The sequence below is a fragment of the Kineococcus mangrovi genome, from assembly GCF_041320705.1.
Lineage (GTDB): Bacteria > Actinomycetota > Actinomycetes > Actinomycetales > Kineococcaceae > Kineococcus > Kineococcus mangrovi.
Genome location: NZ_JBGGTQ010000012.1, coordinates 1 through 15,649, shown reverse-complemented (window position 1 = coordinate 15,649; position 15,649 = coordinate 1). Strand labels below are relative to the sequence as shown.

Annotated in this window: 15 protein-coding genes, 1 tRNA gene and 1 pseudogene; 6 read left to right on the top strand and 11 right to left on the bottom strand. The window is 73.5% G+C overall.

What is annotated here, in order from left to right:
* The first annotated feature begins 164 nt into the window (after positions 1-164).
* Positions 165-2,267 (top strand): SpoIIE family protein phosphatase, encoded by a 2,103-nt coding sequence (locus AB2L28_RS19835; protein WP_370720726.1) that lies wholly within the window; start codon positions 165-167, stop codon positions 2,265-2,267.
* Between the two features lie 19 nt (positions 2,268-2,286).
* On the opposite strand, the gene AB2L28_RS19830 is transcribed toward AB2L28_RS19835, so the two are convergent.
* Entirely contained in the window at positions 2,287-2,667 is a 381-nt protein-coding gene (locus AB2L28_RS19830) for an ATP-binding protein (protein WP_370720725.1), read from the bottom strand.
* 143 nt (positions 2,668-2,810) lie between these two features.
* On the opposite strand from AB2L28_RS19830, the gene AB2L28_RS19825 reads away from it, so the two are divergent.
* From AB2L28_RS19825 to AB2L28_RS19815, 3 genes are all read left to right on the top strand, one after another.
* A complete protein-coding gene (locus tag AB2L28_RS19825) occupies positions 2,811-3,854 on the top strand; it encodes an NAD(P)-dependent alcohol dehydrogenase (protein WP_370720724.1) in 1,044 nt (347 codons plus the stop codon).
* A 150-nt stretch (positions 3,855-4,004) separates the two neighbouring features.
* On the top strand, positions 4,005-4,676 hold the full coding sequence (locus tag AB2L28_RS19820) for an NADPH-dependent F420 reductase (RefSeq protein ID WP_370720723.1): 672 nt from the start codon (positions 4,005-4,007) through the stop codon (positions 4,674-4,676).
* Positions 4,677-4,791: 115 nt separating this feature from the next.
* Positions 4,792-5,745 carry a diacylglycerol/lipid kinase family protein gene (locus AB2L28_RS19815; protein ID WP_370720722.1) on the top strand — a complete coding sequence of 318 codons (954 nt, stop codon included), beginning with the start codon at positions 4,792-4,794 and terminating at the stop codon, positions 5,743-5,745.
* A 28-nt stretch (positions 5,746-5,773) separates the two neighbouring features.
* On the opposite strand, the gene AB2L28_RS19810 is transcribed toward AB2L28_RS19815, so the two are convergent.
* The 5 genes from AB2L28_RS19810 to AB2L28_RS19790 form a co-directional block, all read right to left on the bottom strand.
* Complete coding sequence (locus tag AB2L28_RS19810) at positions 5,774-6,577, bottom strand: alpha/beta fold hydrolase (RefSeq protein WP_370720721.1); 804 nt, start codon at positions 6,575-6,577, stop codon at positions 5,774-5,776.
* A gap of 20 nt (positions 6,578-6,597) precedes the next feature.
* Positions 6,598-8,151, bottom strand: a complete 1,554-nt coding sequence (locus tag AB2L28_RS19805) for a diguanylate cyclase domain-containing protein (RefSeq protein ID WP_370720720.1) — start codon at positions 8,149-8,151, stop codon at positions 6,598-6,600.
* A gap of 103 nt (positions 8,152-8,254) precedes the next feature.
* Positions 8,255-8,656 carry a hypothetical protein gene (locus AB2L28_RS19800; RefSeq protein WP_370720719.1) on the bottom strand — a complete coding sequence of 134 codons (402 nt, stop codon included), beginning with the start codon at positions 8,654-8,656 and terminating at the stop codon, positions 8,255-8,257.
* A 55-nt stretch (positions 8,657-8,711) separates the two neighbouring features.
* Positions 8,712-8,807: transfer RNA gene (locus AB2L28_RS19795), tRNA-Ser, on the bottom strand.
* Positions 8,761-9,084 (bottom strand): helix-turn-helix domain-containing protein, encoded by a 324-nt coding sequence (locus AB2L28_RS19790; RefSeq protein WP_370720718.1) that lies wholly within the window; start codon positions 9,082-9,084, stop codon positions 8,761-8,763. The genes AB2L28_RS19795 and AB2L28_RS19790 overlap by 47 nt, the downstream gene beginning before the upstream one ends.
* 325 nt (positions 9,085-9,409) lie before the next feature.
* Between AB2L28_RS19790 and AB2L28_RS19785 the strand changes: the two genes are divergently transcribed.
* Both AB2L28_RS19785 and AB2L28_RS19780 read left to right on the top strand, forming a co-directional pair.
* Positions 9,410-10,150, top strand: coding sequence for a polyprenol monophosphomannose synthase (locus tag AB2L28_RS19785; RefSeq protein WP_370720717.1), 741 nt, complete (start codon positions 9,410-9,412; stop codon positions 10,148-10,150).
* Positions 10,151-10,375: 225 nt separating this feature from the next.
* Positions 10,376-11,491 (top strand): EAL domain-containing protein, encoded by a 1,116-nt coding sequence (locus AB2L28_RS19780; RefSeq protein ID WP_370720716.1) that lies wholly within the window; start codon positions 10,376-10,378, stop codon positions 11,489-11,491.
* Between the two features lie 605 nt (positions 11,492-12,096).
* On the opposite strand, the pseudogene AB2L28_RS19775 reads toward AB2L28_RS19780, so the two are convergent.
* From AB2L28_RS19775 to AB2L28_RS19755, 5 genes and pseudogenes are all read right to left on the bottom strand, one after another.
* Positions 12,097-12,453 (bottom strand): annotated as a pseudogene (locus AB2L28_RS19775) (response regulator); the annotation flags it as partial.
* 4 nt (positions 12,454-12,457) lie between these two features.
* Entirely contained in the window at positions 12,458-12,964 is a 507-nt protein-coding gene (locus AB2L28_RS19770; RefSeq protein WP_370720715.1) for a chemotaxis protein CheX, read from the bottom strand.
* Entirely contained in the window at positions 12,961-13,344 is a 384-nt protein-coding gene (locus tag AB2L28_RS19765; protein WP_370720714.1) for a response regulator, read from the bottom strand. Before AB2L28_RS19765 ends, AB2L28_RS19770 begins: the two co-directional genes overlap by 4 nt.
* The gene (locus AB2L28_RS19760; RefSeq protein WP_370720713.1) at positions 13,341-14,171 is read right to left on the bottom strand and encodes a CheR family methyltransferase; all 831 of its coding nucleotides are present in this window, start codon (positions 14,169-14,171) and stop codon (positions 13,341-13,343) included. The genes AB2L28_RS19765 and AB2L28_RS19760 overlap by 4 nt, the downstream gene beginning before the upstream one ends.
* A gap of 1 nt (position 14,172) precedes the next feature.
* Complete coding sequence (locus tag AB2L28_RS19755; RefSeq protein ID WP_370720712.1) at positions 14,173-15,360, bottom strand: protein-glutamate methylesterase/protein-glutamine glutaminase; 1,188 nt, start codon at positions 15,358-15,360, stop codon at positions 14,173-14,175.
* Positions 15,361-15,649 lie beyond the last annotated feature (289 nt).

The following is a 15,649-nucleotide window of genomic DNA, read 5'->3' as shown; positions in this document are numbered from 1 at the left end:
ACAGTGTGCACCGCCTCCGTTCACGCGGACGACACCCGTCGGACTCCCTCCCGGAACGGTCACCGGGCGTACCTGTGACGTCACGCGGACGGTGTCGGGGTCGGTGGAGCGCCCGTGCCCGACGGCACTCGCGGGGGGTCCCGCGCGCGGCTATGGTCGAGGAGATGGACGGGACGAGCGCGGCCGTGGCCGGTGGCGCACTGAGCAGCGACCTGCCCCGGGTCCTGCACGGCCAACCCGGGGCGGTACTCCTCGTGCGGGTCGAGGACGGCACCGTCCTGTTCGCCAACCCCCTGGCCGAGCAGCTCGCCCCCGGGGTCCGGCTCCCCTGCCCGGTCGACGAGTGGTCGCGCCGCGCCGGTCTGCAGAGCTCGGACGGCGACGACATCGACGACCCGACCAACGACGCCTCCCCCCTGTCGCGCATCGTCCACGGCGAACCGGTGCACGGCGAACGGGTCACCGCGGCGAGGTCCTCGGACATGTCCGACGAGCGCGAGGCGCTGTGGGTCATCGGGCTGCCGCTCACCGACGCCCCCGTCGACACCCTCACGAGCCTGGCCCTCGTGGCCCTGCTGCCGCTGCGCGAGGCCGGCATGGTGCGCGACGCCCAGCAGTCCGCCGAACGGCTGCACTCCCGCGCGGTCCTGGCCAGCGACCTGTCGTTCACGATCTCCGACCCCACCCAGCCCGACAACCCGCTCGTGTGGGTCAACCCCGCCTTCGAGAAGGTCACCGGGTACGGCCGCGACGTGCTGGGGCGCAACTGCCGCTTCCTGCAGGGTCCGGAGACCGACCGGGAGGCGGTCCGGCGCATCCGCACGGCGCTGGAGACCGGCGACACGGTCACCGAGCTGCTCCTGAACTACCGCAAGGACGGCACCGCCTTCTGGAACGAGGTCGTCATCTCCCCCGTCCGCGACTCCGCGGGCCGGGTCACCCACTTCGTCGGCGTCCAGTCGGACGTGACGCTGCGGGTGCAGGCCGAGCGCGAGCGCGACGAGGCGCTCGCCGCCGCGCGCGACGCCCGCCGCCGGCTGGAGTTCCTGTCCCAGGTCACCGACCAGCTGTCCGAGGTGCTGGACCCCGACGCGGCCCAGGACCTCCTGCCCTCCCTCGTGGTGCCCGAGTTCGCCGAGTGGGCGTTCGCGACGCTGCTGGACACCTCCGGGCGCACCCGCCACATCCGCGCCTCGCACGCCGACCCCGACCTGACCGAGGTGGCCGCGCGGTTCCAGGAGCTGCACGCCGACCTGGGCGACAACTCCATCTCGATGCGCGTCCTGCACGGCGACCTCGGCCCGACCCTCGTCTCGATCGACGACGACCACGCCGACGCCGTGACCACCACGCGCGAGACCGCCGACGTGCTGCGCCGCCTCGGCCTCGGCAGCGCCGTCGTCGTGCCGCTGCGCGCCCGGGGGGCCGTGACGGGCTCCCTGACGCTGCTGTCGGGCCCGGACCGCCCCCCGTTCACCACCGACGACCTGGCGACCGCCACCGACCTCGGCGCCCGCGCCGGGGTCGCCCTGGAGAACGCCCGTCTCTACGCGCAGCAGCGCACGTCCTCGGAGACGCTGCAGCGCAGTCTGCTGACACCGCCGACCCCCTCCCCCGGGCTGTCGATCGCCACGCGCTACCACCCGGCGGCGGAGGCCGCGCAGGTCGGCGGGGACTGGTACGACGCGTTCACCCAGCCGGACGGGTCCACCGTCGTCGTGATCGGCGACGTCATGGGCCACGACGTCCTCGCCGCCGCCGCCATGGGTCAGCTGCGCACCCTCGTGCGGGCCCTGGCCTACGACCGCTCCGCCCAACCCGGCGAGGTCGTCCGCCGCCTCGACGAACTGCTCGAGGGCCTGGGCGTGACGACGCTCGCGACGGGTGTCGTGATGCAGCTCGAGGCCGGTCCGGGGGCGCGTCGCGTCCGCTGGTGCACCGCGGGTCACCTGCCGCCCGTGGTCGCCGCGCCCGACGGCGAGGTCCGGCTGCTCGAGGGCGAGGGCATCGTGCTGGGCCTGGGCTCGGGTCAGCAGCGCGACCAGCAGGAGGGCACCCTCGCACCCGGCACCCTCCTGCTGCTCTACACCGACGGCCTGGTGGAACGCCGCGACCAGCCCATGGAGGATCGCCTGGCCGAGCTGCGCTCCGTCGTCCGCGACCTCGCCGACCTCGAGGTCGACGCCGTCTGCGACGCCCTGCTGGAACGGATGCTGCCCGACGGCAGCGACGACGACGTCGCGATCGTCGCGGTGCGGGTGGGCTGACCCGGCCCGCCGGGACCCCTCACCCGGCCAGGTCGCACCAGACCGTCTTGCCGGGACCCTCCCGGCGCACCCCCCAGTCGGCGCAGACCGCCGCCACCAGCCCCACCCCGCGGCCGGACTCGGCCGACGTGCCCGGCGAGGTGTGCCGCGGCAGCGAGGAACCGCCGTCGCTGACCTCCAGGTGCAGGACGCCGTCGCGGCAGTCCAGGTGCGCGCGCACCGGCGGAGCGCCGTGCTCGACGGCGTTCACGGTCAGCTCCGAGACGGCCAGGAGCGCGCGGTCCAGGACGTCGCCGCAGTGGTCCGGGCACGCCCGCTCGCGGACGAACGCGCGGGCCAGGCGTGCCGCGCCGAGGTCCGCGGGCAGGTCCAGGACGGCGTCCGGGGTCGCTTCGCACACACGAGCATCGTGCGGTCTCCACGCCGTCCCCGCTTCTGGTAGAGAGTGCAACGACCCCGGACGGCGGGGGCGGTCGCCCCGCGTTAACGTGGAGGAGCCGCAACGGAGCGCGTGTCCCCACCCGTCCGATCCAGGGAGAAGTCGTGCCCACCACCGTCAAGGCCTACGCCGCCACGTCCGCCACCGAACCGCTGACGCCGTTCGAGGTCGAGCGCCGCGACGTCGGACCGAAGGACGTCGCGATCGACATCAAGTTCGCCGGCATCTGCCACTCCGACATCCACACCGCCCGCAGCGAGTGGGGCCCGGCGACGTACCCCGTCGTCGTCGGCCACGAGATCGCCGGGACCGTCACCGCGGTCGGCTCGGAGGTCACGAAGTTCTCCGTCGGCGACCGCGTGGGCGTCGGCTGCATGGTCGACTCCTGCGGCGAGTGCAAGAACTGCCTCGCCGGTGACGAGCACTTCTGCCTCAAGGGCATGACCGGCACCTACAACAGCGTCGGCAAGGACGGGCAGCCCACCCACGGCGGGTACTCCCAGGCCATCGTCGTCACCGAGGGTTTCGTCTGCAGCATCCCCGAGGGCATCGACCTCGACGTCGCCGCCCCGCTGCTGTGCGCCGGCATCACCACCTACTCCCCGCTGAAGCAGTGGGGCGCCGGCCCCGGCAAGAAGGTCGCGGTCGTCGGTCTCGGCGGCCTGGGCCACATGGCCGTCAAGCTCGCGCACGCCATGGGCGCGGAGGTGACCGTGCTGTCGCAGTCGCTGAAGAAGCAGGAGGACGGCCTGCGCCTGGGCGCCGACCACTACTACGCCACGTCCGACCCGGACACCTTCACGGCGCTGCGCGGGCAGTTCGACATCATCATCAACACGGTCAGCGCGATGCTCGACTTCGACGCCTACCTCTCGCTGCTCGACGTGCACGGCGCGATGGTGAACGTGGGTCTGCCCGAGAAGCCGCTGTCCCTGCAGATGTTCTCCGTCGTCATGGGCAACAAGAGCTTCGCCGGTTCGAACATCGGCGGCATCGCCGAGACCCAGGAGATGCTCGACTTCTGCGCCGAGCACGGCATCGGGTCCGAGGTCGAGGTCATCGCCGCCGACCAGGTGAACGAGGCGTACGAGCGCGTGCTGGCCTCCGACGTGCGGTACCGGTTCGTCATCGACACCGCGACCCTCTGACCTGACACCTCCCCGGCCCCCGGTGGGTCCGGGCCCGTCGACGCACCCGGCTCCCCCGGCGAGCCGGGTGCGTCGACGACTCGCTTCCCCGCACGGGTGCCGGGTCGCCCCGGAGGGCGCACGCCGGCCCGCGGACGTAGCGTCGCGGCCATGGACATCGGCATCATCGGCGCCGGCAACATCGGCGGAAACCTCACCCGCGCGTTCACGCGCCTCGGCCACACCGTGAAGGTCGCGAACTCCCGCGGGCCCGAGACGCTGGCCGATCTCGCGCAGGAGACGGGCGCGAGCGCGGTCACCGCGCAGGACGCCCCGCGCGGGGTGGACCTGGCCGTCGTGACGATCCCGCAGGGCAGGGTTCCCGACCTCCCCGCGACCCTGCTGGACCCCCTGCCCGACGGCGCGGTCGTCGTCGACACCGGCAACTACTACCCGCAGCAGCGCGACGGTCGCCTCGACGAGATCGAGGACGGGACCCCGGAGACGGTGTGGACCGCGCGGCACCTCGACCCGCGCGGACGGCTGCACTGGGTCAAGGCCTTCAACGGCATCACGGCCGACCACCTCATCACCGCGGGCCGGCCGGAGGGCGACCTGGAACGACGCGCCCTGCCGATCGCCGGCGACGACCCCGCGGCGAAGGACGTGGTGGCGGGCCTGGTGCGCGAGATGGGTTTCGACGTCGTGGACGCCGGTTCCCTGGCGCAGTCGTGGCGCCAGCAGCCGGGCACCCCCGTCTACGGTGCCGAGGCCGGCGTCGAGGGAATCACCCGGGCCCTCGCGGACGCCCCGGCCGAACGGCCCGCGGAGTTCCGCGCCTGAGGTCGAGCCTCCCGCAGGACGTGTCGATCTCGGCGCCGCGACCCCTGCGGGAGGCACCCCCGGCCCACCTGCGCACCGGACCGTTCCCCGCACGCACCGTCCTTGGAGCCGCCCCATGCGCGCCGCTGTCGTCTACAACCCCGTCAAGATCGACCTCGACGCCGTCCGCGCGGTCGTCGACCGCGAGCAGGCCCGCGCCGGCTGGGACCCGACGCTGTGGTTCGAGACGTCGAAGGAGGACCCCGGCCGCGGCCCCACCCTGGAAGCGGTCGCCGCCGGTGTCGACCTGGTCATCGCCGCCGGCGGGGACGGTACCGTGCGACTGGTCGCCGAAGCCCTCGCCGAACACGGCCTCCCGCTGGCCCTGCTGCCCTCGGGCACGGGCAACCTGCTGGCCCGCAACATGGACCTCACCCTCGACGACGTCGAGCACTCCGTGCGCACCGCGTTCACCGGGCGGGGCCGCCCCATCGACCTCGGCCACGTCGAGATCCGCCGCCCCGACGGCAGCGTCGACCAGCACGCCTTCCTCGTCATGGCCGGCCTGGGCATCGACGCGACGATGCTGGCCGCCACCGACGAGGACCTCAAGGCCAAGGTCGGCTGGCTGGCGTACGTCAAGGCGATCGTGGCAGCCCTGCGCCAGACCAACACCTTCCGCCTGCAGTACCGACTGGACGACGGGCCGCTGCAACGGCTGCGCACCCACACCGTCATCGTCGGCAATTGCGGAACGCTGACCGGCAACATCCTCCTGCTCCCCGACGCGGCCCTGGACGACGGCCGGTTCGACGTGCTCCTGATGAGCCCCGAGGGCCTCGGGCACTGGTTGCAGGTGCTCGGCAAGGTGTTCATCGAGAACGGGATCGTCCGGCGCACCCCGCTGAGGCACGTCATCGGCCGGCGGGAGATCACCGCCCTCAACTACGTCACAGCAGCCGCCATGAGCCTGGCCCTGCCGGCAGCCCGGCAGGTGGAACTCGACGGCGACACCCTCGGCGAGGCGACGGGCCTCCACGTGCGCGTCCTCCCCGGCGCCGTCACGATCCAGGTCCCCGCGGAGTCCTGACGCCCGCCGGGAGGCGTCGCCCGCGGCGTCAGGTGAGGAAACCCCCGAGGGTCTCGGCGACCTGCGCGCGGAACTCCTCGGGGTAGCCGTGGCGGGCGCCGTCGAGCAGGACCAGCCGCGCGTCGGGGACCCGGTCGGCGAGCAGCCGCGCGTTCGCCGGCGGGGTGAGCCGGTCGCCGTCGCCGTGCACGACGAGGGTGCGGGCCCGGATGCGCGGCAGCAGTCCCCACCCGTCGTGGCCCCTGCTCGCCCCGTGGTGGGCGCGCTGCGCGCGGGGGGTCCCGGTCGGGGCGAACCGCGCCGCGACCTCGGGGTGGGCCGTCGAGAATCCCGGGGTGAAGAACAGGTCGGCCAGCTCCTGCCGCCCGGCGGTGGAGGCGGCGTGCCGCAGCGTGCGGGTGACGGCGTCGTCGCACGGGACCTCCCGCACCCCGCCGGGACCGGTCGCCCCGAGGACGAGACGGCCGGTGCGCCCGGGGTGACGGACCGCGAGCACCTGGGCGACGCGGCCGCCCATCGAGAAGCCGTGGACGTGGGCCTGGTCCACGCCGAGGGCGTCGAGGACGGCGACGGCGTCGGCGGCGAACGTCGCGGTGCTCCAGCCGCCCGGTCCGGGACCGCCCGTGCTCGCACCGGTCCCCCGGGTGTGGACGACGACGACGCGGAACGCGCCGGACAGGTCCTCGGCCAGGCCGGCGGCGGTCTCCGGGCCCAGGCTCTGCCCCTGCAGGAGCAGCAGGGTGGGGCCGGTGCCGGTCACGTCGGCGGCCACCTGGACGGGCCCGTCCGCCCCGGCGGGGTCGACGGGCACGAGGAGGCGCTCGGCCGGCACCGCCCGAACCTACCCCCGGGTCACCGCTCGAGCGCCACGGGATCGCGGTGGGCCCGCTTCACGACGTACATGCGGGCGTCGGCCGCGGCCAGCAGCGCCTCGACGACCCCGGGCACGAGGTCCCCGTCGTCCGCCCTGCCCGCGGCCAGGGCCCGCACGTCCTCCCGGACCGCGCCGATGCTGGCGGAGGCCTGGACGACGGTCCCCTGGATGCGGAACGGTTCCGTCAGCGCGGCGCGCAGGCGTTCGACGACGTCGTCCGCGCGCGCCTGCGGGTCGGTGACCAGGACGGCGAACTCGTCCCCGCCCCACCGGGCGGCGCAGTCCTCCTCGCGCACGCTCGAGCGCAACCGGGCCGCGACCCCCCGGAGCAGGTCGTCGCCGGCCGCGTGCCCGAGGGTGTCGTTGACGGCTTTGAACCGGTCGAGGTCGACGAAGGCGACGACGACGGCGTCACCGGTGCCGAGGGCGTCGCGGACCGCCTCCGCCGTCCGGTCGGAGAACCGGCGCCGGTTCTCCAGACCGGTGAGGGGGTCGACGTGGGCGAGGACGTCGAGCTGACGACGTTGCCGCTCGGCCGTGGACAGCAGACGGCGGTGGTCGTCGAGGGCCAGGAACTGCCGGGTCATGACGGTCGCGGCCATGGTCACGAGGAGGACCAGGACGACGTGGTCGGTCACCGTCCACAGCCTGACCACCCCGCACAGGCAGGCGGGGAACATCACCAGGTACGACACCACCCAGCCCGTCGACCCCTCGGTCGCCGGTGAGGACTGCACCGGGGCGGCCGGGTGGTGCCGGGCGTTGACGGCCACGACCCCGAAGGCGGCGATCCAGGCGAAGTCGGGTGGACCGCCCGTCCGGAAACCCCCCGGGGCCAGGACGCCGCACAGGTAGGCGGCGTCGGCGAAGGCGAGGGCGCTCACGGCGGCGAGGCAGAACACCCCGGTGCGGGTGGGGCCGGACAGCGTGACCTGGACGAGCACCATCGTCAGGAAGACCAGGTCCAGGAGGGGGTAGGTCAACGGCACGACGAGGTCGGTCAGCCGGAGGGGCGAGGCGTGGACCGCCTCGGCCAGCCAGCCGACCCAGACGACCATCAGCAGCGAGGTCCCCAGCAGCACCCCGTCGAGCAGCGCCCCGACGCCGAGGTGGGCGCGGGTCTGACCGCGCAACCAGCTGAGACCGCTGGCCACGAGCGAGAAGGAGAAGAGGAGGAACGGGCCGTCGGCCCAGGTCGTCGCGCCCCCGGCGAGCCCCAGGACGTCCTCCACGACGTAGACGAGCTGGCCGGTCCCCCAGGACCAGCACGCCAGGGCCAGCAGGGCCCAGCTGCGCCGCTGCCACGGCGACGGCGCCCGCCGCCGGACCGCCCGGGTCAGCAGACCGGCGGCGAGGAACGCGGCGGCCGCCTCACCGGACCCGAGCAGCAGCAGCGCCGGCGTCGACCCGCGCCCCAGGAGGGACTGAACCAGGGCCAGCGCGAGGAGGACGCCCGCGAGGACGCCGAGGTCCGCGCCGAGGCGGCCAGTGCCGCTCAGCGCGTCCCGCCCTCGGTTGGACCAGGTACGCACCTGCTGTGGATCGTCCCGCGGGCACCGGGACTGGATCGGCCACGAGGGTGCAACAGCGCGCAGTCACCCGTCCGGCGGTGAGCGCAGGCCGTCGCTGCCGGTCTCAGCCCTGGGGGTCCGCGGGCACGTCGGCGGCGCTCGGCGGGCGCATGAGGCCGAGCAGCGGCGCGGTCGTCAGGCGCTGGCGCACGAGGGCGGCCGAGAGCAGGAGCACGACGAGACCGAGGAGCGCCAGCGGCCAGGAGTTCGCCAGGAGAGCCGCGGCGAGCAGCGCAAGGACGACCAGGACGGGCACCAGGAGCGGCACCCGGTTGTACCAGCGCGGTTGCAGGACGGCGGCGGCGTACCACCAGGCGACGGCGGCGACGCGCTCGTCGGGGTGGCGCCGGCCCCAGCGGGCCAGGGCGATCGCGTCCTGGCGGTCCTCCCGGGGCAGCGTCTGGAAGGCGCGCAGCGCCGTCGCCCGCCGCTGCGGGGTCATCTCGGGCCCCACGACCGCGCTCATCGTCCTGCTCCTCGCCGTCGCTGCGTCCTCACGTCCCGGACCGGGCGTCCGGCGGTGGCGGAGGGCATGGGATTCGAACCCATGAGGAAGGAGTGGGTACCTCCCTAGCGGTTTTCAAGACCGCCGCCTTCAACCACTCGGCCAGCCCTCCCGGCCGCGCCGGCCTCCTGCGGGTGGCCCGGGCGCAGGGACAGTCTGCCAGCTGCTCCGTGCTCCTGGACCGGCTTGCCCGCCCGCGAGCGCAGCTCGACGCCCTCGCGCAGCAGCAGCTTGCGCACGCGGGTGACGCTGTAGCCGCTGTCGAGGGCGATCTGGGCGAGGCTGCGGCCCCGCTCGTACTCCGCGCGCAGCACGCGCTGGGCGAGGAGCCGCTTCTCCTCGGTGAACCACTCGCCGAGCACGGCGGGCGGCAGCTCCTCCAGCCCCATCAGGCCTCCTGCGGTGCGGCGACCCGCGCGAGCACGGTGTCGAGGCGACGGCGACACCACCTCCTGCGCGACGCGCGGGGTGCCGGTGGACAGGTCGGGACCGGGGCGGGCCGTCGCTCCGAGCCGGGGTGCTCGATCACGCGACCTCCTCCGCAGCAGCCTGCGCACCGGTCGTCCGCACGGGGCCGATCGTGCCGCACTGGTCCGACACGACCCCGGGACCGGCGGGCGGACACGCCGGACCCGGTGTCCGGCCGGGACGGAGGGGGTGGGAGGTGGGGTAGCGTCGGGCGACCCGTCCGCCGATCACCCGAGCGAGTTCCCGTTGGCCGAAGCCCTGCGCTGCGTCGTCGTCCTGCCCACGTACGACGAGGCCGACAACATCACCGGCATGCTCGAGCGCATCCTGGGTTCCGCGCTCGCCCCGGACGTCCTGGTCGTCGACGACTCCTCCCCCGACGGCACCGGCGCCCTGGTGGAGCAGGTCGCGGCGCGGTACCCGCAGGGGCGCGTGCGGTTGCTGACCCGCACGACGAAGGACGGCCTCGGCGCCGCCTACCGCGCCGGTTTCGCGCACGCCCTCGCCGCCGGCGAGCACGACGTCGTCGTGCAGATGGACGCCGACGGCTCGCACCCGGTGGAGGCGCTGGAGCGGATGACCGCCGAGATCGCCGCGGGCGCCGACCTCGTCCTCGGCGCGCGGTACGTGCCGGGCGGCGCGCTCGACGACGCCTGGCCCTGGTACCGCAAGGCGCTCTCGCGCGGGGCGAACGTCTACGCCCGCGTCCTGCTGCGGGCGCCCGTCGCCGACCTGACCGGTGGGTTCAAGGCGTGGCGCGCCGACCTGCTGCGCTCCCTGGACCTGTCGCAGCTGACGGCCGCGGGGTACGCGTTCCAGATCCAGACGACGCTGGCCGCGCTGCAGCGGGGCGCGACCGTGCGCGAGGTGCCGATCCTGTTCACCGAGCGCACGCACGGGACGTCGAAGATGTCGAGGGCGATCATCCGCGAGGCGATGGTCGCGGTGCTGCGGATGCGCCGGCACGGCCCGAGCGGGCATCGCTGACGCAGCGCCGCGGCGCAGACCGGGGCACGGCGACGCCGACTGCGGGGAGTGACCGACGGTGACTGTGACCTCGTCGTGATTGTGCGGACGGCACCCTTCTGCGAGGGTCGAGCGGACGGCGGGTCACGAGGAGGGCGCCCCGTTCCCGCACGGTGCGCCCGTCGGGTGGTGCGGTCACCCACGACTCGACGAACGACAGACGGCACGTCCGCGGGAGGGCCACCGGTGCGAGGTGACGGGCAGGACGACGCCGACGCCGTCGCCCAGCTCCTGGACCTCGCCAGGGACGTCTTCGGGACACCCGTCGCGGCCCTCACGAGACCCACCCCCACCACCGCGCACCACGTCGAGCAGACCAGCAGCGTCCTGGACCCGCGCGCCACCGTCCGGCTGCTGGCCGAGACCGACCTCGCCCGCACCCCGCTGGCCGTCGACGTCGTGCGCCCCGACGGGGTCACCGGCGGACGGCTGGTGGGGGTCGGGCCCGCCGCGGAGGACGACCTCGCCTCCCGCCAGCTGGAGGCCCTGCACGTCGTGGCGGCGCTGCTGGCCGGGGTCCTGCACCACCGGGACCGCCGCCGCGCCGAACGGGACGACCGCCTGGCCTCCCTGGACGCGCTCGTCGCCGGTGCGGGCCGCACCACCGTCCTGCAGCCGATCGTCGACCTGCGCACCGGGACGACGGTGGGCGCGGAGGCGCTCAGCCGGTTCACCGGGCCGGGAGGTTCACCGCGCTGCCCCGAGCAGGTCTTCACCGACGCCCGCACCTGCGGCATCGGCGTCCGGCTGGAGCAGGCCGCCATCGCCTCGGCCCTGCCGCTGCGGGGGGTCATGCCGGCCGGGACGTACCTCAGCGTGAACGCCTCCGCCGAGGCGCTGCTGGACCCCGCGACCCACGACCTGCTGCTGGTGGGGGCACCGGACCGGCTCGTCGTGGAGATCACCGAGCACGACCCCGTCGCGGACTACGACGCGCTCACCGAGGCGACCGCGCGGCTGCGCCGGCACGGGGTGCGCATCGCCGTCGACGACGCGGGGGCCGGGTTCGCCAGCCTGCAGCACGTCCTGCACCTGTCGCCGGACATCGTCAAGCTCGACATCGCGTTCGTCCGCGGCATCGACACCGACCCCGCCCGCCGGGCCGTGGCCCGGGCCCTGGTCGGTTTCGCCTCCGAACTGGGGTCGACGATCGTGGCCGAGGGCGTCGAGCGGCCCGACGAGCTGAGCGTGCTCGGGGAGCTCGGCGTCGGCTGCGGGCAGGGGTACCTGCTGGGCCGGCCGAGCGCGGACCCCTTCGGGGGCGGCGGTCCGGGGGCGACGACGGCCGTCGTCACCGGCTGAGGCGGACCCCGGGCACGACGAGAACCCCCCGCCCGCGGGGGCGAGGGGTTCCGGGGTCGTGCGCGTCAGAACGTGACGATGCTGAGCGCACCCTTGCCGTAGCGGGCCACCGAGACCGCGAGGTCCAGGCGGCTGCCCGTCCGGGTCGCCCAGTCGGCCACGTCGGGGCGCAGGGCCTCGCCGGGCACGTAGGACGCGTACAGCTTCAGGTGGGCTGCACCCTCCACGTTGAACAGGGACGCCATGATGTTGAGCACCTCGCGCGAGTTCACGGCGAGGTTCTCCGGCAGCTCCTTGTCCTCGATCGCGGCCTCGCTGGCCCCGGGGGGCAGCAGGCCGATCGCGGCACCGGCGTGCGCGGCCAGCGCGAAGTCGAAGACCACGACGGCCTTGGACTTCAGGTGGTCGTCGACGTAGAGCCCGACGAGGGAACCGGGGTTCCCGCCGACGGTCAGCGGGCGGCCGTCGGAGAGGTCGACGTCGCGGTTGAGCAGGTCCGAGAGCAGGTTGCGGATCGCCAGGTTCGACGGCAGCGGGTTGACCTCGAACTTGACCTCACCCTGCGCCACCGACGTCTCGACGGCGCCGGAACCGGCGTCACCACCGAGGACCGGGGCCAGGGCCGCCGCGAACGCCTCGGGGGTGAAGGGCTTGGCGATGAGGAACAGGGCGCCGGCAGCCGCCGCCTTCTCCCGCATCTCCTCCGAACCCTCCGACGTCACGAAGCCGAACGGCACGTCGAGACCCGAACCGCGCAGGTTCTGCAGCATCTCGATGCCGCTGGCCTCCGGCATGTTCCAGTCCGAGAGGACGATGTCCGGGTTCTCCTTGCGGACGGCGTCGAACCCCTCCTTGCCGTTCTCCGCCTGGACCACCTCGACCCAGTCGTACCCGGCCTGACGAAGCGTGCGGATGACGATCTGCCGCATGACGCGGCTGTCGTCGACCACCAGGGCCTTCACGTCCTCACACCCCCGCGTTCTCGGAGCCGTTGCCGCCGGCCAGCCACACCTCGAACGTCAGCCACTGACCCTGCCAGTTGGCGTCGAGCCGGGCGGCGAGGCGGTCGGAGGCGCCGTGCAACGGCTTGGCGGTGGAGACGACGGGCAGGCCCAGGGGACCCGCGTCGGGGACGAGGGCCTTGATGTTGCCGCCGACGATGTTGGCGACCTCACCGAGGGAGTCGTAGACGTCCTCGTCGGTCAGCTCGCCGTCGTCCTGCAGGAGGGCGGCGGCCAGCGGCAGGCCGAGGGTGCGCTCGACGCTGACGGTCACGATGCCGGGGCGGGCCCCGGAGATCGTCACCGAGGCGGCGAGGATGTCGCCCTCGATGTCGTGCTGCTCGAACGACGGCAGCAGGAACTCGGTGTGCGCGAAGTACGACGCCCACATCGCGTCGACGATCTGGCCCAGGGCCTCGTCCTCGACGTAGTCGGTGGGTTCGTCGTAGAACTCCTCCACCAGTTCGGTCATGCCTGGACCCCTTCCGGGAGCAGGCCGAGCAGGGAGAGCTTCTCCTCCAGCGACTCGACCGTGAACGGCTTGATGAGGTACTCGTGCGCACCGGCGGCCAGCGCCCGGACGATCTGCCCGTGCTCGGCCTCCGTCGTCACCATCATGAGCGTGAGCGCGCGGTAGTCGCGGTTCGCCCGGACCTGGGTGACGAACGTCAGACCGTCCATCACCGGCATGTTCCAGTCGACCGTCGCGAGGTCGGGCAGCGGGCCCGACTCGAGGGCCTTCAACGCCTCGGCGCCGTCGGCCGCCTCGATCGTCTCGTACCCGAGCTTGCGCAGCGCACCAGCGATGATCTTCCGCATGGCGCGGGAGTCATCCACCACCAGAGCCTTCATGCCTGACCTCCGTTCTTGGGACGGTGGACCGAAACCCGTCCGATGAGTTCGCGGTCCCAGTTCTCGTCGACGCCCAGCGTCGTTTCTGCACCCCCGAGGAACATGTACCCCCCGGGCTTGAGGACCTTGCGCACGCGGGACAGGATGTCGCGCTTGGTCTCCAGGTCGAAGTAGATGAGCACGTTCCGCAGGAACACCACGTCGAACTGGCCCAGGGCCGCGTACGAGCTCGTGAGGTTCAGCTGCTGGAAGCGCACCATCCGCTTGATGTCGTCGTTCACCTGCCACTGCGTCCCGACGCGCGTGAAGTGGCGCACGAGCATCGGGGCCGGCAGCCCGCGGTTCATCTCCAACTGCGAGTACCGACCGGCCTTGGCCTTCTCCAGCACCTCGCTGGACAGGTCGGTGCCGATGATCTCAGCCCGCCACCCTTCGGCGATCAAGCTGTCCTGCAGCGAGATCGCCAGGCTGTAGGCCTCCTGGCCGGTGGAGCTGGCCGCGGACCAGATGCGCAGCGAACGGGTCGTCGCCCGCGCCTGCTTCAGCGCGGGCACCACCGACGTCGAGAACGCGGTGAACGGGGCGCCGTCGCGGAACCACGAGGTCTCGTTCGTGGTCAGCGCCTCGACGATCGCGGTCTGCGCCCGGCGGTCCGGGCGCAGGCGGATGCCGTCGACGTAGGCCGAGACGTCGCTCGCACCCGCGGCTCGTGCCAGCGGCACGAGCCTGGACTCGACGAGGTACTCCTTGCCCTTCTCGAGGACGATCGCACTCTCCTTGCGCACGAGGGTGCAGACCCAGTCGAAGGCTGTGGTCGTGAGTGCCATGTCACCACCTGCCTTGGGAGGGACGGGCCGCGGGGGCGGCCGGACGGAACGCCGGCGGTCGAGCCGGCGGGAGGGAACTGGTGCGGGTACTGGTGGTGCTGGTGGTGGCTCTCGGCGCCGCCGGTGGTGCGGACACCGACCGGGCAGGGCCGAGCCGGCGCTGGATCGCCTCGGCGATGGACCCCAGGGGCAGGACCTCGTCGGCGATCCCCTCACGGGCCACGGCGCCAGGCATGCCCCAGACGACCGAGGTGGCTTCGTCCTGGGCCAGGACCTGCCCACCGGCGGTGGCCACGGCCTTGCAGCCGAGCTTGCCGTCCGACCCCATGCCCGTGAGGATCACGGCCAGCAGTTCACCGCCGTAGGCGGCGACCGCCGAACGCACCATCACGTCGACGGCGGGTCGGCAGAAGTTCTCGGCAGGTCCCTGGTTCAACGCGATCACCATCTGCGGCCCGCGGCGGACGACCTGCATGTGGAAGTCGCCCGGCGCGACGTAGACGGTGCCCGCGACGACGGCGTCACCGTCGGCGGCCTCGACGACGCGCAGGGCGGAGGACTTGTCCAGGCGCTGGGCGTAGAGCCGGGTGAACACCGGCGGCATGTGCTGGGTGACGAGCACGGGGACGCCGAGCCCGGCCGGCAGCTTGGCCAGCACCGCCGACAGGGCCTCGGGCCCTCCGGTGGAGGAGCCGATGACGAGGGCGCGGGGGGACTTGGCGGCCGAGGTGCGGGCGCGGGTCGTGACGGGGGTCGCGGCTCGCGCCGGGACCAGGGGTGCCGCGGGGGCGGCCGCGGCGGCCAGACCCGGCACGAGCGCCTTGATCTTGGGGATGAGCTGCTCGCGCACGGAGTCCATGGACTCCTGGACCGACCCGACGTTCGCCGGTTTCGTCACGTAGTCGGAGGCACCCGAGGACAGGGCCTCCAGGGTCGCGGTGGCGCCGCGCTCGGTGAGCGTGGAGAACATGATGACCGGCAGCTTCCGGTCGATCCTGCGGATCTCCTTGATCGCCTCCAGCCCGTCCATGACGGGCATCTCGATGTCCAGCGTCACCACGTCGGGCTTGAGCTGGACGATCTTCTCGAGCGCGATCTTGCCGTTGGGAGCCGTTCCGACGACCTCGATGGCCGGGTCGGAGGCCAGCACGTCGGTGACGATCCGGCGGACGACCACGGAGTCGTCCACCGTGAGCACCTTGATGCGTGGGCCCACGTCGCACCTGACCTTCCTCGCTGCCGGCGCGCCGCGCCGTGGGGCACCACCCGGGAGCGGGTGACTCCCTGTTCATCGGCGTCTGGCCCGCAACCTTGAACCCCGACCTCGACCGACGTCACTGTCGGCCTGCCCGTCGTGACCGACCGTGCAGGACCACTCTGGCGCGGGGCCGTGGGGGCGTCGAGCGGGGCCGCGTCGCAACCCCACGGCCGACCACCGACGGGGGTGGTCGTCGTCGGGCCCCGCGCGGCCGGTGAAC

What these genes read in the sequence shown, in the direction of transcription:
- AB2L28_RS19820 (WP_370720723.1), top strand. Translation starts at nt 4,005, where the DNA reads ATGGACATCGGCATCATCGGCGCCGGCAACATCGGCGGAAACCTCACC.
- AB2L28_RS19765 (WP_370720714.1), bottom strand. Translation starts at nt 13,344, where the DNA reads ATGAAGGCTCTGGTGGTGGATGACTCCCGCGCCATGCGGAAGATCATC.
- AB2L28_RS19770 (WP_370720715.1), bottom strand. Translation starts at nt 12,964, where the DNA reads ATGACCGAACTGGTGGAGGAGTTCTACGACGAACCCACCGACTACGTC.
- AB2L28_RS19800 (WP_370720719.1), bottom strand. Translation starts at nt 8,656, where the DNA reads ATGAGCGCGGTCGTGGGGCCCGAGATGACCCCGCAGCGGCGGGCGACG.
- AB2L28_RS19835 (WP_370720726.1), top strand. Translation starts at nt 165, where the DNA reads ATGGACGGGACGAGCGCGGCCGTGGCCGGTGGCGCACTGAGCAGCGAC.
- AB2L28_RS19815 (WP_370720722.1), top strand. Translation starts at nt 4,792, where the DNA reads ATGCGCGCCGCTGTCGTCTACAACCCCGTCAAGATCGACCTCGACGCC.
- AB2L28_RS19760 (WP_370720713.1), bottom strand. Translation starts at nt 14,171, where the DNA reads ATGGCACTCACGACCACAGCCTTCGACTGGGTCTGCACCCTCGTGCGC.
- AB2L28_RS19790 (WP_370720718.1), bottom strand. Translation starts at nt 9,084, where the DNA reads ATGGGGCTGGAGGAGCTGCCGCCCGCCGTGCTCGGCGAGTGGTTCACC.